General features: G+C 40.7%; 22 protein-coding genes. 7 read left to right on the plus strand and 15 right to left on the minus strand.

Annotated elements, in window-relative coordinates; genetic code table 11:
* Positions 1–29: 29 nt before the first annotated feature.
* The 12 genes from EGC82_RS17310 to EGC82_RS17365 form a co-directional block, all read right to left on the minus strand.
* Positions 30–692 (minus strand): chalcone isomerase family protein, encoded by a 663-nt coding sequence (locus EGC82_RS17310; RefSeq protein WP_124731858.1) that lies wholly within the window; start codon positions 690–692, stop codon positions 30–32.
* Positions 689–1,219 carry a DUF2878 domain-containing protein gene (locus tag EGC82_RS17315; RefSeq protein WP_124731859.1) on the minus strand — a complete coding sequence of 177 codons (531 nt, stop codon included), beginning with the start codon at positions 1,217–1,219 and terminating at the stop codon, positions 689–691. The genes EGC82_RS17310 and EGC82_RS17315 overlap by 4 nt, the downstream gene beginning before the upstream one ends.
* Before the next feature lie 76 nt (positions 1,220–1,295).
* The gene (locus EGC82_RS17320; protein ID WP_124731860.1) at positions 1,296–2,534 is read right to left on the minus strand and encodes an SAM-dependent methyltransferase; all 1,239 of its coding nucleotides are present in this window, start codon (positions 2,532–2,534) and stop codon (positions 1,296–1,298) included.
* Between the two features lie 128 nt (positions 2,535–2,662).
* Positions 2,663–3,484 (minus strand): DUF1365 domain-containing protein, encoded by an 822-nt coding sequence (locus EGC82_RS17325; RefSeq protein WP_124731861.1) that lies wholly within the window; start codon positions 3,482–3,484, stop codon positions 2,663–2,665.
* Entirely contained in the window at positions 3,481–4,749 is a 1,269-nt protein-coding gene (locus tag EGC82_RS17330; protein WP_124731862.1) for an NAD(P)/FAD-dependent oxidoreductase, read from the minus strand. The genes EGC82_RS17325 and EGC82_RS17330 overlap by 4 nt, the downstream gene beginning before the upstream one ends.
* A gap of 60 nt (positions 4,750–4,809) precedes the next feature.
* On the minus strand, positions 4,810–5,565 hold the full coding sequence (locus tag EGC82_RS17335; RefSeq protein WP_124731863.1) for an SDR family NAD(P)-dependent oxidoreductase: 756 nt from the start codon (positions 5,563–5,565) through the stop codon (positions 4,810–4,812).
* Complete coding sequence (locus tag EGC82_RS17340) at positions 5,565–5,963, minus strand: nuclear transport factor 2 family protein (protein ID WP_164839240.1); 399 nt, start codon at positions 5,961–5,963, stop codon at positions 5,565–5,567. The genes EGC82_RS17335 and EGC82_RS17340 overlap by 1 nt, the downstream gene beginning before the upstream one ends.
* A 327-nt stretch (positions 5,964–6,290) precedes the next feature.
* Positions 6,291–7,712, minus strand: coding sequence for an ammonia-forming cytochrome c nitrite reductase subunit c552 (locus EGC82_RS17345; protein WP_124731865.1), 1,422 nt, complete (start codon positions 7,710–7,712; stop codon positions 6,291–6,293).
* A gap of 127 nt (positions 7,713–7,839) precedes the next feature.
* Positions 7,840–9,051, minus strand: coding sequence for an NnrS family protein (locus EGC82_RS17350; RefSeq protein ID WP_124731866.1), 1,212 nt, complete (start codon positions 9,049–9,051; stop codon positions 7,840–7,842).
* A 270-nt stretch (positions 9,052–9,321) separates the two neighbouring features.
* Positions 9,322–10,764: a deoxyribodipyrimidine photo-lyase gene (phrB, locus tag EGC82_RS17355; protein ID WP_124731867.1), complete on the minus strand. Its 1,443-nt coding sequence runs from the start codon at positions 10,762–10,764 to the stop codon at positions 9,322–9,324.
* An 11-nt stretch (positions 10,765–10,775) separates the two neighbouring features.
* Entirely contained in the window at positions 10,776–11,738 is a 963-nt protein-coding gene (locus EGC82_RS17360; RefSeq protein WP_415837615.1) for a YbgA family protein, read from the minus strand.
* Between the two features lie 296 nt (positions 11,739–12,034).
* Positions 12,035–12,925, minus strand: coding sequence for a polyprenyl-phosphate transporter (locus EGC82_RS17365; RefSeq protein WP_124732695.1), 891 nt, complete (start codon positions 12,923–12,925; stop codon positions 12,035–12,037).
* Positions 12,926–13,113: 188 nt separating this feature from the next.
* Between EGC82_RS17365 and EGC82_RS17370 the strand changes: the two genes are divergently transcribed.
* From EGC82_RS17370 to bamJ, 6 genes are all read left to right on the plus strand, one after another.
* Positions 13,114–13,590, plus strand: coding sequence for a hotdog fold domain-containing protein (locus EGC82_RS17370; protein ID WP_124731868.1), 477 nt, complete (start codon positions 13,114–13,116; stop codon positions 13,588–13,590).
* 44 nt (positions 13,591–13,634) lie between these two features.
* Positions 13,635–14,522 carry a prohibitin family protein gene (locus tag EGC82_RS17375; protein WP_124731869.1) on the plus strand — a complete coding sequence of 296 codons (888 nt, stop codon included), beginning with the start codon at positions 13,635–13,637 and terminating at the stop codon, positions 14,520–14,522.
* A gap of 331 nt (positions 14,523–14,853) precedes the next feature.
* Complete coding sequence (locus EGC82_RS17380; protein ID WP_244212483.1) at positions 14,854–15,900, plus strand: DUF418 domain-containing protein; 1,047 nt, start codon at positions 14,854–14,856, stop codon at positions 15,898–15,900.
* A 44-nt stretch (positions 15,901–15,944) separates the two neighbouring features.
* Positions 15,945–17,348: a hypothetical protein gene (locus tag EGC82_RS17385; RefSeq protein WP_124731871.1), complete on the plus strand. Its 1,404-nt coding sequence runs from the start codon at positions 15,945–15,947 to the stop codon at positions 17,346–17,348.
* 27 nt (positions 17,349–17,375) lie between these two features.
* The gene (locus EGC82_RS17390; protein ID WP_124731872.1) at positions 17,376–17,726 is read left to right on the plus strand and encodes a DUF1294 domain-containing protein; all 351 of its coding nucleotides are present in this window, start codon (positions 17,376–17,378) and stop codon (positions 17,724–17,726) included.
* A 102-nt stretch (positions 17,727–17,828) separates the two neighbouring features.
* Positions 17,829–18,302, plus strand: a complete 474-nt coding sequence (gene bamJ / locus EGC82_RS17395; protein WP_124731873.1) for a BamJ family beta-barrel-assembly machinery protein — start codon at positions 17,829–17,831, stop codon at positions 18,300–18,302.
* Positions 18,303–18,834: 532 nt separating this feature from the next.
* On the opposite strand, the gene EGC82_RS17400 is transcribed toward bamJ, so the two are convergent.
* Entirely contained in the window at positions 18,835–20,049 is a 1,215-nt protein-coding gene (locus EGC82_RS17400; protein WP_124731874.1) for a M24 family metallopeptidase, read from the minus strand.
* 389 nt (positions 20,050–20,438) lie between these two features.
* Here EGC82_RS17400 and EGC82_RS17405 point away from each other — a divergent pair, with 389 nt between their 5' ends.
* Positions 20,439–22,226 (plus strand): aminopeptidase P family protein, encoded by a 1,788-nt coding sequence (locus EGC82_RS17405; RefSeq protein ID WP_124731875.1) that lies wholly within the window; start codon positions 20,439–20,441, stop codon positions 22,224–22,226.
* A 124-nt stretch (positions 22,227–22,350) separates the two neighbouring features.
* On the opposite strand, the gene EGC82_RS17410 is transcribed toward EGC82_RS17405, so the two are convergent.
* Entirely contained in the window at positions 22,351–23,280 is a 930-nt protein-coding gene (locus EGC82_RS17410) for a sensor domain-containing diguanylate cyclase (RefSeq protein ID WP_124731876.1), read from the minus strand.
* Between the two features lie 5 nt (positions 23,281–23,285).
* Entirely contained in the window at positions 23,286–24,092 is an 807-nt protein-coding gene (locus EGC82_RS17415) for an alpha/beta fold hydrolase (RefSeq protein WP_124731877.1), read from the minus strand.
* Between the last annotated feature and the right edge of the window lie 242 nt (positions 24,093–24,334).

Here is a 24,334-nt window from a genome sequence, read left to right on the forward strand (position 1 = left end):
TTGAGATATGGAGAATAGAGTCGCGTGCATTAGTTAGCTCCAATTAATTGTTGACGTAATTTGGGATGACTGGTTTTTTCTGACAACCAGATATCGAGAAAAGCTTCAGGAAACTGAGTGTTATTAACTTGATAAAATGGCGCATCGTTTAGTAAAAAGACCGCATCTTCAGGCGTGTTAACTCTAAATGTGAGTCTATCGCCCTCTTTTACATTGGGCCATGCATTGACTAACTGTTGGCGAAAGAGCTCGATATTGGCTTTGGTAAAACCTAAATGTTGCCACTGTTCAATAGTGGCATCGACCAAATCAATGGCGTCGATATCACGATGATATTTAATGTCCAGAGTCATTGGAAATCGATTAGCTTGATATTTACCGTCGATAGAAAATAACTTTGCACTATAAATATCGAGCCATAGAAGACTCATGTCGGCAGAGCCTACTTCAATCAATGCTCCGTTCATATCGCTTATGTTGCTTATGTTGCTTATTTCGCTCTTATCGCTTGTACCGTTCCAATCGCTATTTTGACTGGTATCATTGGCAAACGCATCACTAAGACTCAGCATAAAAATTAGTGATAATACAACTGCACCTACTACGCCAAACAGTAATTCTACCAACCAATGACTGCTTTGAGGCATGCGCAAATACGGTGTCGGTTTAGCGACGTTGTGTAAGGTTTTCATCTACGATTCTCCAAAGCAAGGTCCACCGTTGTGATGCGAGAGCTAATAATGAGTAATACGGGAAATAAACCGCTCCAGATCAATGCCAATATTAGCGCGCTCCAAGCATCACCCAAAGGTAACGCGACTGCGTCAAATTTAGCGCCTGCGAGATAACTTAAACAACCAAATACACCACCCAATAATGATTGTAACCACAAGGTTAGCTTTCTAAATATCGCTAAGCTGTAATCTAAACAAAGTGCAAAGTAGAGCCACAACAATCCGAGCCAATAAGGCATATTATCGAACTGAAATACGCCAAACCACACCAATAGACTGTCAACCGTTATGCCAATCGCACCACAGACACACATTACCAGCGCATCATGACGAACAGATGATGATAATAAAAAATGGCTAATGAGTAACAAAATAGACAGTAAGATGAGTTGGTTATGAGCAAGCACACCCGCCCACCAGACTAATTGAAAGCACAAAGCATTAATTAAGATGAATAATGTTGGCGGAATACCGTAAGCAGACATAACACCTCACACAAACAGGATGAGACGTCCCGGCAACGTATTACCGGGGATATAAAAGACCAGTTAATATTACAACCTATTGAGGTCGATATTGAGGTCTAACCGCGACTAAGTGCACCGTACTAGTGGTACGTTCTAAAAAACCGCCTTCACAGTAGCTTAGATAAAACTTCCACATGCGAATAAAATCATCACCATAATTTAAAGCTTTTATTTTATCGTAAGCGGCATCAAAGTTTTCGTGCCAGTGCTTTAAGGTACGCGCATAATCTTTGCCCATATCGTCGATAGACCAAGTAACCATATCGGTTTTCTTGGCGATGTGTCGGGTCATTTCACTCACAGATGGTAAACAACCACCCGGAAAAATATAACGCTGAATAAAGTCGACACTCTTACGATAGCTATTGTAACGTTGGTCAGCAATGGTTATCGCTTGGATAAGCATGCGGCCATTAGGCTTCAGCATATGCTGTAGTTTTTCAAAAAAACCGCCTAAATATTCGTGACCCACAGCCTCGATCATTTCTATCGATACCACCCGATCATATTCACCCGTTAATAAGCGATAATCTTGTTTAAGTAAGGTAATGCTATCCTCAAGTCCTTCTTGCTTCACTCGTGCTTGAGTATAATCGTACTGGGCATCTGAAATGGTAGTGGTAGTGACGTGTACGCCGTAATGTTTTGCGGCATAAATGGCCAGTGCGCCCCAACCCGTTCCTACTTCAAGCAGGGTTTGGCCTGGAATTAACTCTAAACGTTCGCAAATGGTGTGCAATTTGTGTAATTGCGCTTCATCTAAAGTACTGTCTTCGGCAGGATAAAGTGCACTTGAATACATCATTTCTGGGTCAAGAAACGCCTTGTACATATCATTACCTAAGTCGTAATGAGCCAGAATGTTGCGTTTTGAACCCGTTTCAGAATTACGGTTAAAGACATGCTTAAAACGATTAATGCCGTTGCTCAACCATGAAAAATAACGTTCTATATTGTCTAGCAGCGCTAAGTTTTTGGCAAAAATCTGCACCACTTTAGTTAAATCTGGGCTACACCAATGGCCTTGAATATAAGCTTCACCGGCACCAATTGAACCACCAAATACCACTTGACGATAGAAGTTAGCATGCTGCACTTGCATCGTTGCGTGTATGTTACTTTTAACATCGCCAAATTCTGAGGTTTGGTTACCATCGACAATCGTTAAATGACCTTCAGCAAGATGCGCTAGTGCGCGAAGAAGAATTTTTCTTGCTAGGCTGTCAGATAAACTCACTTGAGTCATACTACTTTCTGTCACCATATTTTCCATGTCATTTCTCCAGTTCATACACTGCTTGTTCGTTCGCTTTGTTGGCGTAATGAAAGACTAATACGTGATAACTACTTATTTGGTTTACATTTTGCAACTATATTTTTAACTATGCTTGGTATTAGTGATTAACTGACTTTAACGGTTTGCTTGCCAACAAAGGGGATCCGCTTAATAAATAACTTCATCGCTTGCCAATAAATACCTAACATAATTTTGAGCGTCATCAATGGGTAGCTAAGCATAAAGTGGCGTATTGAACGCGAGGTCAACGGTTGACGTTTTAACACTAAACCGGCATCAAATAATTTATCATTATTATCATTTCTATTTTCAATGGTTACTTTCAGATGCTTAGCAGGAGGCGTGATACGCCACAAATAGTGCATATCTAAATTCATAAATGGCGACACATGAAACACTTTATCTGTTTGAGCGGTATTAGCCATATCAACTAAATAACAATGGCGCTCATTCCAGGGAGTATTACTCACCTCGGCAAGCATATAAACCATGTCGTCTTGATGATAGCAAAAGTAAAAATTAACCGGACTAAAGTAAAAACCAAAATGGCGGATCTGTCCTGAAAATATCACTTTATCGCATATTGTTGTCGCACCTAAATGCGCAATGGTTGTCAGTACGCGTTGTTTCAATGCCATTGCATCTGTGCCCAAACAAGCCTGATCCAATACCAGCTTATCTGCAAATTGCTGCTGTAGCGCATTGAGGTAATCATTAGGCTTAAATTTAAGCGGAGTAAACTTATCAGTAGAAAACAATTTACTCAGTGACGTTAATGCCGGCAGTTCATCTAAATCAATTGCCATCATCGCAATGTTATAACCAAAACTGTGCAATTTAGGCATGTGACGACGATGGTTTATCTTGCCGCTATATATGCCACTGTTTAATTGATCATGTTTCATTAACGATGTGGTTTGATTCATAAACTAATTCCAAAAAGATCACATACTTCAACCGCACTACGAACACCATCTTCATGAAATCCGTTATGCCAATAGGCACCTGCAAAATAGGTATTATGCTTACCATTGATAAGCGATCTTTTTGCTTGAGACTTCATGCTGGCATCATTAAATACCGGGTGAGCATAATTAAACTTACGTAAAATTTTACTGTCGTCAATTAATGCCGTTTGATTTAAGGTTACGCAAAATGTGGGCGCACTCGCTGGCAAGCACTGTAAAATATTCATGTTATAGGTCACACTAGCTGGACGCTGGGCAATGTCTTGCTCATTTTCACCATCTAATCGATAATTCCAACTTGCCCATGCCGCTTTACGCTTGGGTAACAGCTTAATATCGGTGTGCAGCACCACTTCATTATTTTGGTACTCCATTGCGCCTAATACATCTATTTCGTCTTCAGTTGCATCAGTTAGCATAGCTAACGCTTGGTCGCTATGGCAACTCAATACCACATCATCAAAACGCTGCCACTCACCTTTAGCCACTTGAACATACACGCCATCATCGCTGCGTTTTATCCCTGTCACCGGAGAATTAAGCTTAATTCGATCGCTAAAAGGTGCCGTTAACGCTGGGATATAACTGCGCGATCCGCCTTCAAGTACATACCACTGCGGGCGATCATTAATATTTAGCAAGCCATGGTGTTGGAAAAAACGAATAAAAAATCGCAAAGAAAAACCACGCATATCATCAATACTAGCAGACCAAATTGCGGCGCCCATAGGCAAAATATAATGCTCACAGAAAAAGGCAGAAAAACCTTGTTGATCTAAGTACTCCCCTAAAGAAGCGTTAGGGTAGTGGTCTGCTTCATAAATCACTTTACAACTATTATTAAAACGAACAATCTCGCCTAAAAATTTGTAAAAACTGGGACGAAATAAATTACGACGCTGAGCAAATAAGCTCCACAAATTGTGACCATTATATTCAAGCCCGGTAATAGCATTATTGACACTAAAGCTCATCTCTGTCGGTATCGATTTAACTTTAAGTTGCGCCATTAATGTTTCAAAAAGTGGATAAGTACGGTCGTTAAACACAATAAAGCCTGAGTCAATTGCGTATTGCTGGCCAGCAACTTCCACATCTACGGTAGCCGTGTGCCCACCAATATAATCATTTGCCTCAAACACAGTTACCGTGTGTTCACGACTTAATAAATGGGCGCTAGTTAAGCCCGAAATTCCACTACCGATGACCGCAATATTTTTCATTTAGTTGATCCTTGACGCTAATTATTATTTTTTATTGTTCTTATTGTTAATTGACTTGAGCTAGCTATTTTTAGGCGTCAATAGGGACACCAATAATTTCTCTGGTAATAATGAAGCTAACTTAAGTAACCACGTAAATTTGGTTGGAAAATGGATCTCACGCTTTTGGCGTTGCATACCATTATAAATAGCCACGGCGGCTTGCTGCGGCGTAATTTGCATGGGCATAGCAAAGTCATTTTTTTCGGTTAAAGGCGTTTTCACAAAACCAGGGCAAATAACGCTAACCCCGATACCATGCTTGGCAAGATCAACTCGTAAGCTACGACCTAAATAAGTAATCGCCGCTTTTGATGCACCATACGCTTCAGCACGCGGAAACGGTAAATAGGTGGCGCTTGAACTCATTAATCCCAGTTGGGCACCACGGCCTAATAGTGGTAAAAAATGTTCCAAACAATACCCCGTAGCAACCACATTGGTATTGATGACTCTAGCAAATAAAGTTGAGTCAAAATGCAAGGCATCGTCAATATATTCACAGCTTCCAGCATTAAGCACCACTTGCTGAAGCTGCCAATGATGTTGTTGTAAAAGTTGCTTAAGCTTAGACGCGGCAGCTTGCACCTGTGCATTATCAGTAATATCAAATTCCAGCGGCGTAGCACCAGTAATAGCTTGCAAGGCTTGCGCGTTACGGCCACAGGCTATAACAGCAATACCTTGAGCAAGGTAATGCTCAGCTAAGGCTAAACCAATACCGGAGCTAGCTCCGGTGATTAATACTGCTGTGCGATTCACGTTATCTGTTGTCATTACTTAGCCACTCTATTTTTAAGTAAGCCGATAAGACCGCCTAAAAACGGTACTTGCTCGTAGAGCATTTGTCCTAGGTCGAAGTAATCTCTGTGGGAATAAATTTTATCGGAAAATTTAAGTTGCGACATGCCTTCAACATTGATCAGCTGCCCTTTACTTAATTTTGGATGTGTATAACTCATAGTCCAATACAACGCAGCTTGTTGTTTATCTGCGCTGACCACGACTTCTTTAATATCAAATTCGATGTTGATAACGTTTTGATACATGTTGGCAAAATAATGGGTTAATGCTTCTATACCCTCGACATGATGCATGGGATCTCTAAAGCAAATATCATCGTGATAGACTTGACGCAGTAAAAATAAATTATCTTTATTAAGCTGCTGATACATATTAATAAAGGCATCAACAATAGCCGGATGACCATTAACAGACGCTGAGCTATCCGTATTTAATGGTTCTGATTGAGTATCAACTATCGATTGTGTACCTTGCATTAACAGACTCCTATTACGCGACCAACAAAACTCACGGAACATACCTATAACAATGCCTTATATGACAATAAGATAAAAGTATTTAATCTCCGTGAAACAAATAAAAAACTTATTCGAGTAAATACGATCAGTTCGAAGAAGTAGATCAACGTTTTAAACAAGTCACAAAGCAAAACGCCCAAGCAGAGCTTAGGCGTTAGTGAAGTCAGTTAATTGGTATATCTATTTAGAAACCTCATAACCCGTTTTAGCTACCGGCTGCCAATACTTATCAACTTCCTGTTTAATAAAAGCTTGTTTTGCTTTAATGGCATCAGCTTCAACAAAACCAATAGCAGCATGGGCTTTTTCTTTGCTGCTATAATCTGGATACTCAACCTTGGTCACTGAAAATTGATTCAGTATTCGCGCTAATGCTTCCCGAGCATAAGTAATCTGCTCAGTGGCTTTGTTCAATAGTGCGATACCTTCTTTAGGATTGTGGGCGTACATGCCATGAGATGCCATAGCAAAGTCCCAACGCCATTGTGCATGACGAATCCCCATAATTGCATCGTTCATTTGCGGCCATGTCGCACCAGCATCCCAAGCCGCTTTTGCTTCATAATGTGCTTTGACTAATAGTCCTTCAACATGTCGTGCTTTAAGGTTAATGTCAGCTTTGGCTTGATCAAGCTTTTTAACTAAAATAGCTTTACTGCTATGGCAGCTGGCACAAGTACGATCAAAATTATCTAACGCACCAGCAACCTTATGGTCGGTAAACTTAGCGCCTTTGTCATCGGTAGCCTGAGGCATATGGCAGGTGATACACGTAACGCCTTTTTTAGCATGAGTTGAACGACTCCAATGTTCAAATTCAGGATGACGTGCTTTTAAAATCGGCGTTTTAGAAATCGGGTGGATCCACTCATAAAAGCGGCGAGTGTCGTAATACTTTTCAATGTCATCGGCTGAATTACCGAAAATCCACGGAATATTAACCTTGTTATTATTTTCTGGCTGGAAGTAATAGGTCACATGGCATTGCCCACAAACTTGCGCCCCTTGCATTGCGCTGTCCTGCTGATCAAAAGGCAGTTTAATTTTTGCCATCGCATCTTGTGCATGTGGCCGAGGCAATGCCAATTTAGCACTGCCATCAACATGACAATCGCTGCAATACACCACAGATTTAATTTCACGACCTAAGTCGACAAAATTAGCACCAGAATAACCCTCAATACCCATCTCTTTCATGAGTCTCGGTGCATCCGGAGTTTTACAAGTCCAGCAACTAGCAGATAACCCTTTATCGCCTTCTGCTATTGCAACACCAGTGCGTAAAGTATGGGTAACGTCTGCTACTGCAAATTGGTGCCCGCGAGGACTATGGTATTCTTTTGCAAATGACGACCCCGCCCACAAAATGATGCTCGCAGGATATTGCGCCAGCATATCTTCACGATCAGATTGCTCAACGGTTGCTTGCCAAGAATCATATTGTTGTGGAAATTTCAGTTGATTAGGATCCACTTCAGCACTTTTGAGCGACCAAGATGTTAGGCTCAACAGTGCCATTGCACTAATAATAATGCTTAACCCTACCTTGCTTCGCATCGGTTGAGTGGCTTTCATTATCACATCGATAAGTAGATCCATCATATTGCTAACCTTTCTCCAATCTCTTAATTTACAGCGCTACATTGTTCGATAAGTCTGTAGCACTACTTTTGCACTGTTTAGTGTAAGTTAACTGTTTAGCTAACTTGCGTTATCAATTTAGCTCACGTTATCCTGGACGACCATCAAGGCGCGGACGCATTAAAATCGGCGCGTAAAACCATACAAATAAACCAAAGCCGATAAACCAACAAGCACCTGCTGCCCATAACCAAATTTGGGTGTATTCAGGCATCAACAAAGGCATTCCAGCTCGTAATACTGCGGCAAGAGGCACACATAAAAATGCCCACGTCATGTTAGGGCCTTGATAGATATTGCGACTTGTATGTCCAAGTGAGACTCTTGAAATCATTGATAAACATAATGATGCTATGCCACCAATAGCGAACAAATGTAGCAAGGTACGATAGGCATATTCGTTCTCAATATTGGCTGCCATCAATAACAAGGTAATTGGCAACGACAAATACGAAATATGTAACGACCATAGCATCGGTTCTTTTAGGGTTTTATGAGCTTGCCAGCGAGCAAAACGGACTAAATGTAATAGCCCCGCGACAGCTAACAATACTTGTTCAATCCCCTTAGGCAACCAATGAGTAATAGCTTGAATAAAGAGTAAGCCCATCGCTAATATTAACGTATTCTCTAGCGCAATAATGGGATCGAGCTTGGGTTGTTTAATTCTCATTGCTGTAAAAAATGGAATAACTCGTCCGCCTACAATCGTAATCACCATAGCAAACCACCAAATCATCCCTTGCCACAATTGAGTTGATAGTGAAAAGTTGCGGTCAAACAAAGCATAATAACTGGCTAAATTGACCAGTAATGCCACCACGAGCATGATGGGAAAACCAATATTACGCCATTGCTTCACTGGGTAAATACAACGCCATAATGCATAGGCACTTAAGCCTAAAAATAAACTGTCAAATATTGCGGGTAATACCAAAGGTATGTTCATTGGTAATAGCAACATTAAGCGGGCTATGAGCCAACAACCAAAGGTGACCATTAATGCGCGCCCGGTGATGGTGGGTTGATTAGTCCACGCTTGTACTGCTGTAAGTAAAAAACCACACACTATCGCCATGGCAAAACCAAATAGCATTTCGTGTGGATGCCACCATAACGGCACAACGTTAGCCCAAAACTCGCTGTTAAATAAGCTATATTGTGGCGTAAACCAACCCATTAGCCACAATGGAATATATAAGGCTGCGACACTTGCGCCACCCAAAAAAAATGGCCTAAAACCTAAACGCCATATTGCAGGAGTGTTATCAGTTTCAGCAGGATCATCAATATTCAACATAAGCAGTACACTCACTTAGTGGGTTAACATCAACAAGATTTAAACATGTATTATATATAAATCTTTGATATGGGTATTCTATGCTGTTAATTGATCAGCTTCAATCAATACTCACCAATCCACTATTGAGCCAAGCTCATAGTGTGAGCTAACGCAAAAAAAACCGCTATTATCATAAAGGATAATAGCGGCATTATACTGAACTTGTGGATTTATCGAATTTAGGCGGTTAAGAGAACCAACAGGATAATCGGTAAAATTAATGATTAATCAACTAGGTTGACCTCGTTTTAGTGCACTTAACACTTCTATCGCTCGAAGACGAGCCATCTTGTGTTCAACAATAGGTTGTGGATAGCCATCGCCTTGTCGTTGGGCAAATAAATCATTAACGTTAACCGTTTTAGGCTCGTGTATGTCTTTTAACGACCAACGGGCAAGCTCTGGAACATAACGTTTAATAAAGCTAGCATCGGGATCAAACTTACTGCTTTGAGTCATCGGATTAAACACTCTAAAGTAAGGTTGTGCATCACATCCTGTACCTGCAGACCATTGCCAACCACCATTATTAGCGGCTAAATCGCCGTCAATCAATTGCTGTCTAAAGTAACGTTCACCCCAGCGCCAATCTACTAATAAATGTTTGGTTAAGAAACTAGCAACTACCATGCGTAATCGATTATGCATCCAGCCAGTTTGATTTAATTGGCGCATTGCAGCATCAATAATCGGATAGCCTGTTTGTCCATCGCACCAAGCAGTAAATTCATCTGAATTGTTACGCCAAGCAATACCTTTACCTAACTCATTAAAGTTTTGCGCCATCGATAAACGTGGAAATGCCACCAGCAGATGCCGATAAAATTCACGCCAAATGAGTTCATTTAACCAGGTTTTTGCAGCACAAGTATCATCAACTAACGCTTCAGGGTAACGGGCTAATATTGCCGCAACACATTGGCGAGAACTAACGACTCCGATGGCTAAAAAAGGCGATAAGCGGCTAGTACCTTCAAGCGCCGGAAAATCTCTATCGGCTTGGTAATCGGCAACTTGGCTTGCTAAAAATTGTTCGAGTGCTCGCTTGGCTGCGCCCTCGCCTGCAGCCCATTGTTCGCTACTACGAGTTTGATAGTTAAATTCGATAGTTGAAGGCAATGTTAATGCCGCTGCAACAGGAGCAGGTACCGCTAACGGTACAATGGCTTTTTGACTCGCAATGCTTTTCCACTTTTTAGAAAATGGGGTAAATACCTTATACATGTCACCCGATAAATTTTGCACTTTCCCGGCAGCTAACACACAATCTTGATCAACCAACGTCAGTGGTATCCCCTGGTCAATTAACTCATTATCGCGGCTGCGTTCGTTAATTTCAGGCTCGCTACCAGCAAATACAGCATCGATATGATGCTGCTGCAGATAATCTTTTAACGCTGCATGAGTGTCGCTAAACCACTCAAGATGCAGTACATCTAATGGTATGCCCAATGCGGCAAGTGACTGTGCTAATAGATTGACATGCCGTTGAATAAAATCAATTTGTATCGGTGCCACATCATGCCGCATCCATTGCGACGGTGTCACAATATACACAGCCCTAACCTTGCCTTGATGTTGCAGGGCAAATTGACACGCTGCCACCAATGCTGGGTTATCAGCAACCCGTAAATCTTGCCTAAACCACATCAAGCTATTCATAGAAGTCATTAACACTCGATCTAGTAGGCGTAACGAAGCTTTAAAGCTTCAGGATGCGGATTTAAATACACTTGTTCTTCAATATATGGTGTAGGGAACTCACGTACATAATGATTAATTAAGGTAATTGGCACCAGCAGAGGAAGTACTCCTTGGCGATATTTTAAAATCGATTCACTTAATTCTTCTTTTTGAGCCGCATTCAGCTGTTTTTTAAAATAGCCTTGAATATGCTGTAAGGTACTCGTATGATTTTTACGTGTTGCAATAATTTTAAGTGCGGTCATAAACCCCTCAAAATATAGCTGCGCCGATTGTTGTAAATCTTGAATGTCAGCCAGAATAGGCCCTAACTCGCGATACCACTTAGGGCTGTGCGCCATTAACAAATACTTATAACGCGAATGAAACTGCATTAGCTTGTGTTTGGTTAGCCCCGACTGGGTCATTTTCTGCCAATCGTTGTAAGCAAATACTCGGGTAAAAAAGTTCTCTCGCAGCGGTAAGTCATGTAAACGACCTTCCTCTTCAACGGGTAGCAATGGATAACGTTCCATCAACGTTTTAGCAAATACACCGATCCCCACTCTAGAACCATTATTAGTACCAATTTTGTACTCAGTTACTCGTTCCATACCGCAAGTAGGTGATTTAGCACATAAAATATAACCACCTAAGTAATCTAATTCTTCTACTTTGGCTTTAGAATATTCATTGAGTTTATCGGTAACATCTAATGAGCCGTCAGCACTGCGAATATGAATAATATCGCCGTCGCGTACTTGGCGAATACTTTTGCGTGGCGCACCCATGCCAATGGCCATTTCAGGACACACTGTGGTGTACTCAAAAAATGGTTCGATTTCTTTCTTGCAGTAATAGGAGTTTTTGTGTCCGCCATCAAAACGAACTTGGTTACCCAGTAAACAACTACTGATCCCAATTTGGATTTTTTCTGGCACAAATGTATCGATATCTGGCATGTTATGCACTCCTGTGGCAACCATAAATTCCCGACGTGGGATTAAAAAGATAGCATATTTAGCGTATATGTAATTAAAAGGAATATACGAGTAAAACGCAATTAAGTTCATTATTTATAGGGATATTTGTTGTTTTTTGCAATATATGTCTAGATATTAATCAAAAAAGATAGTTAAAAATAAAATCACCATACACTTATCAAAAATGATTAACAAAAAAGCAGAACCAACGTTCTGCTTTTTTGTTAATGTTCAACGATACCCTGAACCTTAGCGTTCCAAATTAACATTATAAGTTAGTTTTTAGCTTGATTTCCGACGCGCTCTAATCCCCACACCAGGCCAATCCCAACCAATACGCACACTATAGCAATACCCATTTGTGATGACTCGCCGGTAATTTGCTCAAACTGAAACGGAGACAGATTTTGCTCTAGCAATGGCACTAACTCACCTTTAGAGTTCTCGCGCCAGCTAATTACTTGTTTCCAAGGCCAAATCTTACCGAGTGTGCCTAACATTAATCCTGTTAAGAATAATAAAGTCGCGTCATTGAATTTACGTAATAATGCCGATAATACGTGGCTAAAACTTAACAGCCCAACCACAGCGCCAATTGCAAAACATGCCAAGTAAACAATATCAAACCCTTTTGCCGCGGCTAAAACAGCAGGGTACATGCCTAATAACAGCAAAATAAAACTACCCGAAATTCCCGGCAATATCATGGCGCAGATAGCAATGGCACCACAGAAAAAGAAGTTAAGGTAGCTCACTTGCATTTCAATAGGGTGTAGCACTGTGATTGCCCACGCAAATGCCACCCCAATTAAAAACATCACAATACGCAGCGCAGTGAACTTTTCAACCTGCTTTACCATGTGAACCACAGAGTAAATAATCAAGCCAAAAAAGAATGACCAAACCGGAATAGGATGCGTCGCTAATAGCCAAGAAATTAGTTTTGCTAAGGTAAATATGCTGGTGAGGATCCCGCCAAAGACACAGAGTAAAAAAGGGCCATTTATGTGCATAAACGCCGCTTTTATTCCTTGTTGCTTAATAATGCTAAACAAAGACAGATTGATTTTACGAATACCGTCCAAAAGCGGATCTAATATTCCAGAAATAAATGCGATAGTACCGCCAGAAACACCCGGAACAACGTCAGCGGCCCCCATGGCCATACCCTTGATATAATTTAACAACAAGTTAGATTTCAAAATTTATCCTTAAAGAATCGACACCAGCAAAATTATACCTGTCGGCAGTGAAATGAGCGATGGAAAATATTGATCAACACTTCACCATGCGTTACAACAATGTTAATCTCATCCGACCAGATAACTCATTCAATCAATAATAGAGTCTTTTAATGACACCAACTAAACCTAACAAAGTCATGTCACTTTACACAAAAGTCACTTCGTATCCATTTGGAAAACATATTTTTTCTAAAATGGTATCGCGTATGGCACCATACTTTGGCACGGTACACCCTTACATCAACGAGTTACGTGTTAACCGTTGCGAATGTCTAATTAAAAAACGTAAAAAAGTCCAAAACCACATTGGTACAGTGCACGTCATTGCAATTTGTAACGGCCTAGAAATGGCCATGGGCACCATGGCTGAAGCCTCTATACCTTCGCATCTTCGTTGGATCCCTAAAGGCATGTCAGTTGACTATACAGCCAAAGCAGGTAGCGATATTATGTGTGTGGCAGAGGTAACACCAGATCAATGGCAAGTGGGTGATATGTTAGTCGACGTAAAAGCCTACGACACTAACGGTGTTGTGGTGGTCCAAGGGCATATTAAGCTTTGGATTTCAGAGAAACCTAAAAAATAACCAGGTAAATTAATCACCTTTATTCACTTTGCTAGGGAAGCATAATGTTAAAAAATGGTCTGGCGCAAGCTAACACAAATCATCTCGGTAAAATTATTCCTGTCGCAGTTTTACTGCTAATGCTGATGAGTTTATATGGTAGCTGGTATACCATTGATCAGGGCGAACGTGGGGTATTGCTGCGTAACGGTAAAATTATCGATACTGCAGAACCAGGTCTTGGATTTAAAATTCCACTAATGGATACCGTGGTTAAGATCTCAACCCAAACTCACACCGCAAACTACCAAGGTTTACAGGCGTATAGCCGCGATCAACAACCTGCCACTTTACGCGCATCAGTCACATTTAGCATACCGCCAGATCGTGTTGAAGAAGTATATGCTAATTTCAAAAGTATCGACTTAATGGTGTCGCGTTTACTCGACCGCCAAGTACCAACACAGATTGAGAATATTTTTGGTAAGTATACAGCTATTTCAGCCGTTCAAGAGCGTATCAAGTTTGGTATTGATGTGACTGACGCCATTACTAAATCGATTAAAGGCCCGGTGACCATTAATTCGGTACAGATTGAAAATATCGATTTTAGCAACGCATACGAGAAATCAGTAGAAGACAGAATGCGCGCAGAAGTAGAAGTACAAACACAATTACAGAATCTTGAAAAAGAGCGTGTTAGTGCCCAAATTGCCGTGACTCAAGCACAAGCTGAAGCAGACTCACAATTGGCCCGCGCAATTGCCGAGGCTGAAAGTATCCGTATTAAAGGTAACGCAGAAGCATCAGCCATTAAAATTCGTGCTGAAGCACTAGCGCAAAATCAAAATTTAGTTGAATTAACTAAAGCGGAACGTTGGGATGGGCGCTTACCAACAACTATGCTACCCACTGGTACTATCCCGTTCCTTGAAGTACAAACAACCAAATAAGCCTGCAGACTTACTTCACAAAATACTTAACAAAATACTTAACAAACCAAGCGTGCGGCATTACGCTGAACGCTTGGTTTTTTTATAATCGTTCCCCTTCCCCAAACGCATTATCTAGTTGCATTACAGCTTTTGGCTGGTAACCTCTAACAGCAACTCTTTAAAGAGTAAAGATGGCTTATAAACAGCTAATAGCAAAAGGAATTTAGCGATTAATAGTGCAAAAAATATAGATGAGCATCGCTCTCCAATCAACCCCATCCGCCTGGCTAATCTTGACGCTGTTAGGGGGCTTGGCGTATTAGGTATTTTTTTCCTTAATATTTACTTTATGGGTAATAGTTTTTTTGGTTATGCTCCCCATGAAGTTCAACCGACTTCAGATATTGTCATAGCCATTCTAAGTAACTTTTTCTTAGAAGGTCGTTTTTTTAGTCTATTTGCAATGTTATTTGGTGTGGGAATATTAATTCAATATCAACGCCAGCAGACGAATATTGCTATGACCTGCAAAATACAAAAAAATCAACGAATAAAGTGCCGTCAGTATTGGTTAATTATCTTTGGGATCATCCACGCCATATTTATATTTCCTGGCGATATATTATTATCTTATGGTGTGGCAGGTTTATTAGCTTTTCGCTATATAACACTCAGTGCAGATGAGTTAATTCGCAAAGCTAAATGGTTTATTTTTTTATCATTAATCCCAATTGCACTTATTTCATTGATGCCAGACGAGCAAGTTTATTTGCGTGACTCGGCATTCTTCATCGAGCAACTCTCAGCTTGGACAGGCAGCTACACACAACAACTCACCCTACATTTAAACTTATTGGCTTATATGTTAGCGGTGATCCCCTTAACCCTAATGTGGTTTATTGCTGGCCTAATGTTATTGGGAATGGCGTTATATAAACGCAATATTTTTATCGATGGCTTGGACAATAAAACCCTGTGGCAATGCGTATTTTGGGCAATAATATTATCATCATTCGATTCACTATTAAGTCTTAGTGGTAAGCCGATGTGGCAAGCGATATCAGATCTATTGTTGTGGTTTAGCGCTATTGCAACAGCATTAATATACATCCATATTATTGTAAAATATTGCCAAAACACTCCGCATAGACTGAAACTACTGCAAAACGTTGGTAAGTTGGCATTTAGTTTATACATTCTCCAATCAATTGTAGGTATTGTACTATTACGCTATATAACACCTGACTGGCTGTACTCGCTAGACCGCATAGGTTATCTGTCAATCGCCATAATCTATAGTGTGTTACAGTTATTAATGGCCGATATATATTTACGGAGATTTAACCAAGGTCCATTAGAAAAACTGTGGCGAGCATTAGTCTCCCGCACAAGTTAACAGACTCACGAGTTGAGTAATGAACCATAATCAAGGAAGAATAAATGCAACTAAAATACTGTGCCATATTGTTAAATATCATTAGCCTTAGTGCTATTGCCGCAGATACATTACCGCCTATTTTAGATTTTAAACCTCATTGCAGCCCCACTATTATTAACCAACTTGAAACGAGAGACGTTTATCTAACGGCTGACTTTCAAAATCAAACAGAACAAAAAAAAGAATTAAGTATGTTCAACACCAGTATGGTCAAATTACAGCTAGCAGCAAAACAACAGCAAGCTGACGCCATCATGCTGATGGAGTTGAATACAACGAGTATCACTAAAAGTAGCGAGAAAAATGACTATAAAAAGGTGATTGAATACCAGGCCGACTTACTTAAGCTATGCACTGATGATCAATCGTTGTCTACTACACCTACACCGTATAATCATTTAGGCAAAAAACTGTCGGTGACAACTTATACTTGGCAAGTCAGTGAAACAGCTGAAGAGTCGTTAGAGTCCCTTGCAAAAGCGGTTGAAAAACCGCAAGCAGATGTATCTTTTAGCCATGTTTACGGTATTCCTATAGGAGCATCAAGCCAAGTATTGTTTAATACTCTTGGGCCGGCCAGTGTACAACTATCACTTGAAAAAAATCAGTCGGCTTGGCTATATGGTCGTAGTCTGTGGTTTATTTTGATTAATGATAAAGTTGAATTTTCCAGCTCAACAAGTGCATTACTGAGCGCACATGGTAAAAATATTATTAGCTTTAATGATAATTTCGACGAAAATCCATGGACCTTGTTTGGCAAAATTAATATCAGAACTGAACTAGTCGATGTGTTAGCCAAGAGCGATCATAAAGCGGTAAAAATGACCTCTCATCAATATGCCATTAAGCATCAAAATAATACCTTAATAATGGATTTTGCAGACTACAAACCCTGTGCAACAAAACCTGCAAGCACTGAGTTGACTCAATTTAGTCTTCATAGCAATCAATTCACCCCACCGATTAGTCAAATTCAGTTCAATGCGATTAATACTCAAAGTTTTGCTAATATTGTAAGCGGTAAAAATACTACCTTAGCAGAGCGCTCTGCAGCACGTTATATCAGTAACACTCAGCAAAATAGCTTCAACCTAACACAGGATAAACAGTGGTTTATGCTGTCAAGTTTTATACTGGTAAAACAAACGAACCAAGTGATCACTCGAGTTAAACTCACATCAGCACTAACCACAAAAACATATACCCAAGGTACATTTGCCCAGGCAGTTACAGCGTTAAATCTACCGCAAACAAAAAGTGAATTTATGACCCGCTATCCTACTGCTGAAGACAACTATGATTCGATCAATATCGATACCGATAACTACACGATTGAAGCTACATTTGACTCAGAACAAGACAACGCCGCATTGGTTGAATTTGAAATAAGTTACCTCGACTGAAGTTTATCCTAAAGGATTGATAGTAGAATGAGCAAATTTGCTTGGTTAATGTTACTGCTTATCGGCGCTATTTGGGGCGCTGTCCAGCCCTGGTTAGCTGGGGTATATGGTTTAATCAATCTGCTTACTTTTGCTTTGTATTACCGCGACAAATCAGCGGCTAAACAAGGAAAGTGGCGCGTACAAGAAAGTACCTTACAATTTTTTGCATTGATCGGCGGCTGGCCTGCAGCGCTACTTGGCCAGTATCACTTACGCCATAAAACCCAAAAGTCATCTTTTAAACGGCTTTTATGGTGTTGCATCATACTCAACAGTGCTGGAATTAGCTTATTGTGTTATCTGCTATGGCATCCGTTATTTGATGCATACCGTTAACCCTTGCTTCAATTTTGCCTTTCAGTCGTGCTGAAAAGTATTAGCCTATTCGTTTATGCGCTAAACTAGCGACACTGTTACCCCCACCATTTGAGAGCAACTATGCGTATGATTTTGGCCATTGTGGTCATTGCGGGCGTTATTTTTTATTTTTTCACTCAATCTAACAATCAAAAAGCCGCAAAAGAGAATATTGAGAAAGGTAAGATTTTTTTAGCTGACAACGCCAAACGCGAAGGTGTTATACAAACCTTATCGGGCTTACAATATGAAGTGTTAGTGAATAGCGAAAAGACTGAAGAACACCCTAGCGCAAAAAGTAAAGTCACAGTGCATTATCATGGCACCTTGATTGACGGTACTGTATTTGACAGTTCAGTTGATCGCGGCGAAACCATTAGCTTTGGCTTAAATCAAGTGATTGCAGGTTGGACCGAAGGCGTTCAATTAATGACAATTGGTGATAAGTTCCGTTTCTATGTTCCTAGTCAATTGGCTTACGGTAATCGCTCAAGCGGAAAAATTGAAGGTGGCTCAGTGTTGATATTTGATGTTGAGTTATTTGAAATTAACTAAAAATTAAATAATAGATGACATCGTTTTCACACTAAGAACTACACCAAAAATCCAAAGCCTCCATAGCGGAGGCTTTTTGCTATTGCTTGACTCATACCACTTAGCTAATTTTTCTTAATCCTCCTGTTCCCCGAAAACAACTTAATAAAACTCATAAATCTGCAGCTTCAAGGATTCTCCGTCCGAAGTGTCCGAAATAGCGTGATAAAAATGCCGTAGTGACATCATGGCCTTTATAGCACATCCATGTGTTTCAAAGCATGTAGACTCCTGTCTTGCAGATATGACACAGACTCAGGGGTACATGGTCGTTCAGTGACATCCATGTCATCACGACATTCGTCAGTCCATTCACATCAGATGTACCATCTGAGTCGTTAGGCGATTTTTGTTATGCTATGAGGATCAACACTTTGTCGGAGCTGCTGGGGTGATCCAAGAGGGGAAAGCATTTTTTCCCTTCTTGGTCGGGTGTGGGCGAAGCGCCACGACGTTAAGTTGACTATATTTGTCAGTGATAATTAAAAAAATATCATGCTAGATAAAACGGATCGTCAATCGATTTCGCTGGTGCAGTAAACCACTTTGGTCCTTGCGCTGTCATGTAAAAATGATCTTCATGACGGATACCAAACTCGCCTGGCACACATAACATAGGCTCGTTACTAAAGCACATGCCAACCGCTAATGGCGTAATATCATTGCGGACCAAATATGGCCATTCATGAATGTCTAAGCCAATGCCATGGCCGGTGCGATGAGGTAAACCCGGCACGTTATAATCGGGGCCAAAGCCTGCAGCTTCTAACACTTTGCGGGCAGCCGCATCGACAGAGCTACAAGAGGTGCCAATTTGAGCTGCATCAAATGCCGCAATTTGCGCATCTTGCTCAAGTTGCCACAACTGACGTTGGCGATCATTTGGCTCACCAAACACATAAGTACGGGTAATATCTGAGTTGTAGCCGTGTAACTGGCAACCTGTATCAATCAATACAGTATCATTTAATGCTAATGCTTTAGGTGATTTAACCCCATGCGGATAAGCGGTATCTTCGCCAAATAATACGATACAAAAATAAGAACCTTTAGGCGCGCCCACAGCATAATGAGCTTGGTTAATAAAGTCTTCTACTTCAGCGGTGGTGATACCCTCGCGTAAGATACTGGCGGTGGCTTTATGCACTTCAAGGGTCATATCTTTTGCACGCTGCATTAAAGCTAACTCTGCAATAGACTTAATCATCCTACATCCGGCCGTCACGGTTGTTGCACTTAAAAAACGATGTTGTGGTGACGCTTGGGAAATGCCATCACTAATAAAAAAGGCAGTTGACTCATCAATACCAATCTTTGCTTGTTTTAAGCCAATATTATCTAACACATCGGCAAATAGTTTAAATGGGCTCTCATCTTCATGCCAAGTATTCACTTGGCCTTTAATGGTCATATATCCCTGCAAGGTATCAAGTTCAAAAGCGGGCGCAATATATTGCACCTCACCCACGGCAGGAATAATTGCCCCCACCATCCGTTCACTAGAAAACCAACGAGTACCGGTAAAATAATACAAATTAGTTCCCGCATTAACATAGATTGCATCTAAACCATGTTGTGCCATCAATCGTTGTGCATGTTGAATTCGTCGATTAAATTCATCCTCACTTACCGCTACTACGCCCTCGGTCATATTGGTTAGTGCTGCTAATGCTTGTTGCGGGCTAATACCGCCGACACCGATTGTCATAGATTTTCCTTTATTATTGTTATTATTTATCTAGGGCTTGTTGATCTTTCTGTTTTTTTTACAGCGAATTGTTGGTCATTACTTAAATACAAACGACAAAGCAGAAGCTTTGTCGTATCGTTATACGGCAAAAAAACTCAGCAGGCCCTAGCAATAGATGACTTAAAATGAATCGTTTTACCCTGTTTAACGATACAAGATAATCAATATCTCAGAGGATACAGCCTGCAACACTTTGTTACCATGGTATACAATATAAGGTTACAATTTTATTCTGACGGTTAAAGATAATCTAAGCGACTTCACTTGCCAGTTAACGGTTACAGTTGCGATAATCATCGCTTCATTCTACAGAGCTGAGTTCATCAGTCGCCTCCCACGGAGAAACCATGTCTAATATTATTGCTACGCGCCTTAATGCTATTCGCCAACAACTTGAAATTAATCAAATCGATGCATTTATCATTCCCCGCGCAGACGAATATTTAGGTGAGTACGTCCCAGCCCGTAATGAGCGTTTACATTGGGCCACTGGTTTTACCGGCTCTGCAGGCATGGCAATTGTGCTAAAAGACCGTGCAGCAATATTTACCGACGGCCGTTACACCGTGCAAGTACGCCAACAGGTAGACGGTAATTTATTTGAGTACTTAAGCCTGCATGACGACCCACAAATTGACTGGCTAATCGACACCTTACCTGCTGGTGCCAGCGTCGGTATCGACAGCCGCTTGCATACGCTTGCTTGGTATCAACAAACTAAAACGCAATTGGATAAAGCCGAAATTAATGTCGTCGAAGTCGATACCAACCCAATTGATGTCAGTTGGATAGATCGCCCTGCACCATCTGCATCTACAATGACATTATTTAGTCATCAAGGCGCGGGACGTAATAGCATCGAAAAACGTCAACAAATTGGTCAATTAGTGAAAAAACAAGGCGCTGATATCGCCCTTATTGCCGCCTTGGATTCATGCTGTTGGTTGCTGAATATCCGTGGTAATGATGTGCCTCGCTTCCCTGTTATCCTAGGTTGCGGACTATTATCAGCCAATGGCGACATGACCTTTTTTACCGATTTAGCCAAAGTACCGCAAAACATTGCCGAACACGTTGGCGCAGGCGTTAGCTTTGAAGATGAAGCTGAGCTGGCAACGGTATTGGTACAAATGAAGGGGGTGAAATTATTAGCCGACCCACATTCTGCCAACGCTTACTCGCAGTTACTGGCACAAAAAGGCGGTGCTAAACTGATTATTGGTACCGATCCGGTAGCACTACCTAAAGCACAAAAAAATAGCGCAGAATTAGCCGGAATGCGTGCGTGTCATATTCGTGATGGCGCAGCCGTGAGCCGTTTTTTAGCCTGGTTAGACAGCCAAGTTGAGCAAAATATCATGCATGATGAAGCGCAACTGGCTGACAAGTTAGAAAGCTTTAGATTACAAGACCCACTGTACCGCGAGCCAAGCTTTGACACCATTTCAGCTACCGGTGCCAATGCCGCCATGTGCCATTACAATCACAATAATGGCACGCCAAGCACCATGGCCATGAACAGTATTTACTTGGTCGATTCTGGCGCTCAATATCTTGATGGCACCACCGATGTTACCCGCACCATTGCTATTGGTAAGGTGACCGACGAGCAAAAGAAAATGGTGACCTTAGTATTAAAAGGTCATATTGCTTTAGACACGGCACGTTTTCCTAAAGGCACTTCTGGTGTACAACTCGATGCCTTTGCACGCCAATATTTATGGCAACACGGTTTTGATTATGACCACGGCACAGGCCATGGCGTCGGCCACTTTTTAAGTGTGCACGAAGGCCCACAACGTATTGGCAAAAACGTCAATGGCGTGGCACTTTTACCTGGCATGGTGTTGTCGAACGAGCCGGGTTATTACCGCGCCGACGGTTTTGGTATTCGCATTGAAAACCTGGTAACTGTACAACATTGCCAAGCGCTACAAGGTGCTGAGCGTGAAATGTACGAGTTTGATGTATTAACTCATATTCCAATGGATGTACGCTTAATCGATAAATCATTGTTAACTGATTTTGAGGTGAACTGGTTCAATCAATATCAACAAAAGGTCCGTCAAACCTTAGCGCCATTAATGCAAGGTGACGAACTAGCTTGGCTGAATAGAGTCACTGTAGCGATTTAAACCTTAACGCTGCTGCAATCGTTAACATGAAAGGCTTAGGATGAATGAGTTGTCCTAAGCCTTTTTAGTTTGTGCAAAATTAATCTTTTGCTAATTTATCGGCAGAAAATCTAATTCGGTTTATTCAAGAGTATGCAGCATAAACTTCGGTTCTATTTCTACCCAATGTTTTCGCTTTGTACATCGCATTGTCGGCTTGAGTAAATAAGTCTGTAAAGGATATTTTATCTTCGCCAATACTAACCCCAATACTAACCCCAATACTCACAGTCACTAGGCTATCATCTACTTTAATTTGCTCAATTGACTTATGCAGCCTTTGGCAAAATACTAACGTATCACTCAGACTGGTATCGGGTAACATAATCAGAAACTCCTCCCCACCAAAACGAGACACAAGATCGGTTTGTCGACAGAATTCCTTTAATAACTTACCCAGTTCCTTTAAAACTCGGTCACCTTCTAGATGGCCAAAGGTGTCATTTATTTTTTTAAAATGATCAATATCTAGCATTAATAAACCTACCGACTGATGAGATCTTGCCGCTTGTTCAAGCACTAAAGCACTGCGGTATTTCATTTCTCTGCGATTTAACAACTCAGTTAACTCATCGGTTGAAGCAAGTAGCTTTAGTTTTTCCGCTTGCTGTTCAAGTATTTCTCTGGTTTTTATTAACTCATCATAAAGTTGGTCTCTTTTAGATGCATTGAAAAAACTCCAATAAATACAGCCATCATCACGTAAACTTGCATTAACCGTAATCGGAATGCGCAGCCCTTGAGCATTAAATATTATCAGCTGCATTTCTTGACATATTTTTTCATGTAAAAGTGTTGGAATTAAATAACTTTGAAAAAATATTCTTGATGAATGAGTCAATATCACATCAGCACTTTTACCGATAAGCTCACCAGGTTTCCACAATAGCTCGTTAGTAAAATATGAATTTACGTAGGTAATAACTCTGGAAGGATCTGTGACTAAAGCGCCACATGGAAAGCTATCAGAAGAGATGTTATATGCTTCATAACTCGCTAGTTGGTTATTTATCATTGGTATTATTTCGCATATTCTATTATTAAATCCATAATGGCTTCGGGATGCGTCATATGCAGACAATGGCCTTCAGCAGCGATAACGTGAAGGGTACTATGAGTTATCTCACTGGCCACAAACTTGCCAACAAATATTGAAGCCAGCGCATCATTTTCACTTTGTAAAATTAATGACGGTTGTTGAATCTCTTTTAAAAGGTAACGATAATCAGATAAGAAAGTGGCTTCTGCAAAGTTTTTAGCAATCACCGGATCGGTAGAACAAAAGCTGCCTGATAACTCCCCGATTAAATCATCCGAATTTGTTGCTCCCATCACTAACGGTGCTAAATAATTAGCCCAACCAATATAGTTTTTATCCATTAGATTCAACAGTTCTTGCAAATCTTCTTTTTCAAAACCGCCTAAATACTCAGGTGGAAAATTTAAAAAGCATGGTGAAGGGCATATCATTATTAACTTAGAAAATAACTTAGGTTTTTGAATCGCAGCGATTGCGCCAATAATACTACTCACCGAATGGCCGATAAAAATGGCATCCGACAAGTGTAATGCTGCGCATACTTCGATAATGTCTTCAGCATATCCTTCAAGTTGGCCATAACGTCTTTTGCTGTATTGGGAGATATCAGAAGCACCAGATCCAACATAATCAAATAGTACAATAGTAAACTGCTTTGCTAATTCTGGGGTTAAAAAGCGCCACATGTTTTGATCACATCCAAATCCATGAGCAAGCACCAACGTTTTACTACCGTGACCCATTATTTTCACATTATTGCGAGCAAGAACTCCATTCGAATTTACCATGCAATTTATCCTCTTTTATTGATACTAAATAGTAACTAGTCGCTGAGTAGATCGATAACTTGAACAATGTAAATTAATTAAGCCGACAATTTATCCTCAATACGTTGGCGATTTTATATCCCCTTTATAGCAATCCCCTATTGAGATGCACACTGAGGTAGCATTGACGCTGACCAATCCAATTACAGAGCATATCTTGTATCAAACTTAGCAGCGCTAAGCCAATAATCACGGTATAACAG

The organism is Shewanella livingstonensis (genome assembly GCF_003855395.1).
Taxonomy (GTDB): Bacteria; Pseudomonadota; Gammaproteobacteria; order Enterobacterales; family Shewanellaceae; genus Shewanella; species Shewanella livingstonensis.

Excerpts from the sequence above, each read along its gene's own strand:
- EGC82_RS17310 (WP_124731858.1), bottom strand. The coding sequence starts at position 692 with ATGAAAACCTTACACAACGTCGCTAAACCGACACCGTATTTGCGCATG.
- EGC82_RS17315 (WP_124731859.1), bottom strand. The coding sequence starts at position 1,219 with ATGTCTGCTTACGGTATTCCGCCAACATTATTCATCTTAATTAATGCT.
- EGC82_RS17320 (WP_124731860.1), bottom strand. The coding sequence starts at position 2,534 with ATGGAAAATATGGTGACAGAAAGTAGTATGACTCAAGTGAGTTTATCT.
- EGC82_RS17325 (WP_124731861.1), bottom strand. The coding sequence starts at position 3,484 with ATGAATCAAACCACATCGTTAATGAAACATGATCAATTAAACAGTGGC.
- EGC82_RS17330 (WP_124731862.1), bottom strand. The coding sequence starts at position 4,749 with ATGAAAAATATTGCGGTCATCGGTAGTGGAATTTCGGGCTTAACTAGC.
- EGC82_RS17335 (WP_124731863.1), bottom strand. The coding sequence starts at position 5,565 with ATGACAACAGATAACGTGAATCGCACAGCAGTATTAATCACCGGAGCT.
- EGC82_RS17340 (WP_164839240.1), bottom strand. The coding sequence starts at position 5,963 with ATGTATCAGCAGCTTAATAAAGATAATTTATTTTTACTGCGTCAAGTC.
- EGC82_RS17345 (WP_124731865.1), bottom strand. The coding sequence starts at position 7,712 with ATGATGGATCTACTTATCGATGTGATAATGAAAGCCACTCAACCGATG.
- EGC82_RS17350 (WP_124731866.1), bottom strand. The coding sequence starts at position 9,051 with ATGTTGAATATTGATGATCCTGCTGAAACTGATAACACTCCTGCAATA.
- phrB (WP_124731867.1), bottom strand. The coding sequence starts at position 10,764 with ATGACTTCTATGAATAGCTTGATGTGGTTTAGGCAAGATTTACGGGTT.
- EGC82_RS17360 (WP_415837615.1), bottom strand. The coding sequence starts at position 11,738 with ATGCCAGATATCGATACATTTGTGCCAGAAAAAATCCAAATTGGGATC.
- EGC82_RS17365 (WP_124732695.1), bottom strand. The coding sequence starts at position 12,925 with ATGGCCATGGGGGCCGCTGACGTTGTTCCGGGTGTTTCTGGCGGTACT.
- EGC82_RS17370 (WP_124731868.1), top strand. The coding sequence starts at position 13,114 with ATGACACCAACTAAACCTAACAAAGTCATGTCACTTTACACAAAAGTC.
- EGC82_RS17375 (WP_124731869.1), top strand. The coding sequence starts at position 13,635 with ATGTTAAAAAATGGTCTGGCGCAAGCTAACACAAATCATCTCGGTAAA.
- EGC82_RS17380 (WP_244212483.1), top strand. The coding sequence starts at position 14,854 with ATGGGTAATAGTTTTTTTGGTTATGCTCCCCATGAAGTTCAACCGACT.
- EGC82_RS17385 (WP_124731871.1), top strand. The coding sequence starts at position 15,945 with ATGCAACTAAAATACTGTGCCATATTGTTAAATATCATTAGCCTTAGT.
- EGC82_RS17390 (WP_124731872.1), top strand. The coding sequence starts at position 17,376 with ATGAGCAAATTTGCTTGGTTAATGTTACTGCTTATCGGCGCTATTTGG.
- bamJ (WP_124731873.1), top strand. The coding sequence starts at position 17,829 with ATGCGTATGATTTTGGCCATTGTGGTCATTGCGGGCGTTATTTTTTAT.
- EGC82_RS17400 (WP_124731874.1), bottom strand. The coding sequence starts at position 20,049 with ATGACAATCGGTGTCGGCGGTATTAGCCCGCAACAAGCATTAGCAGCA.
- EGC82_RS17405 (WP_124731875.1), top strand. The coding sequence starts at position 20,439 with ATGTCTAATATTATTGCTACGCGCCTTAATGCTATTCGCCAACAACTT.
- EGC82_RS17410 (WP_124731876.1), bottom strand. The coding sequence starts at position 23,280 with ATGATAAATAACCAACTAGCGAGTTATGAAGCATATAACATCTCTTCT.
- EGC82_RS17415 (WP_124731877.1), bottom strand. The coding sequence starts at position 24,092 with ATGGTAAATTCGAATGGAGTTCTTGCTCGCAATAATGTGAAAATAATG.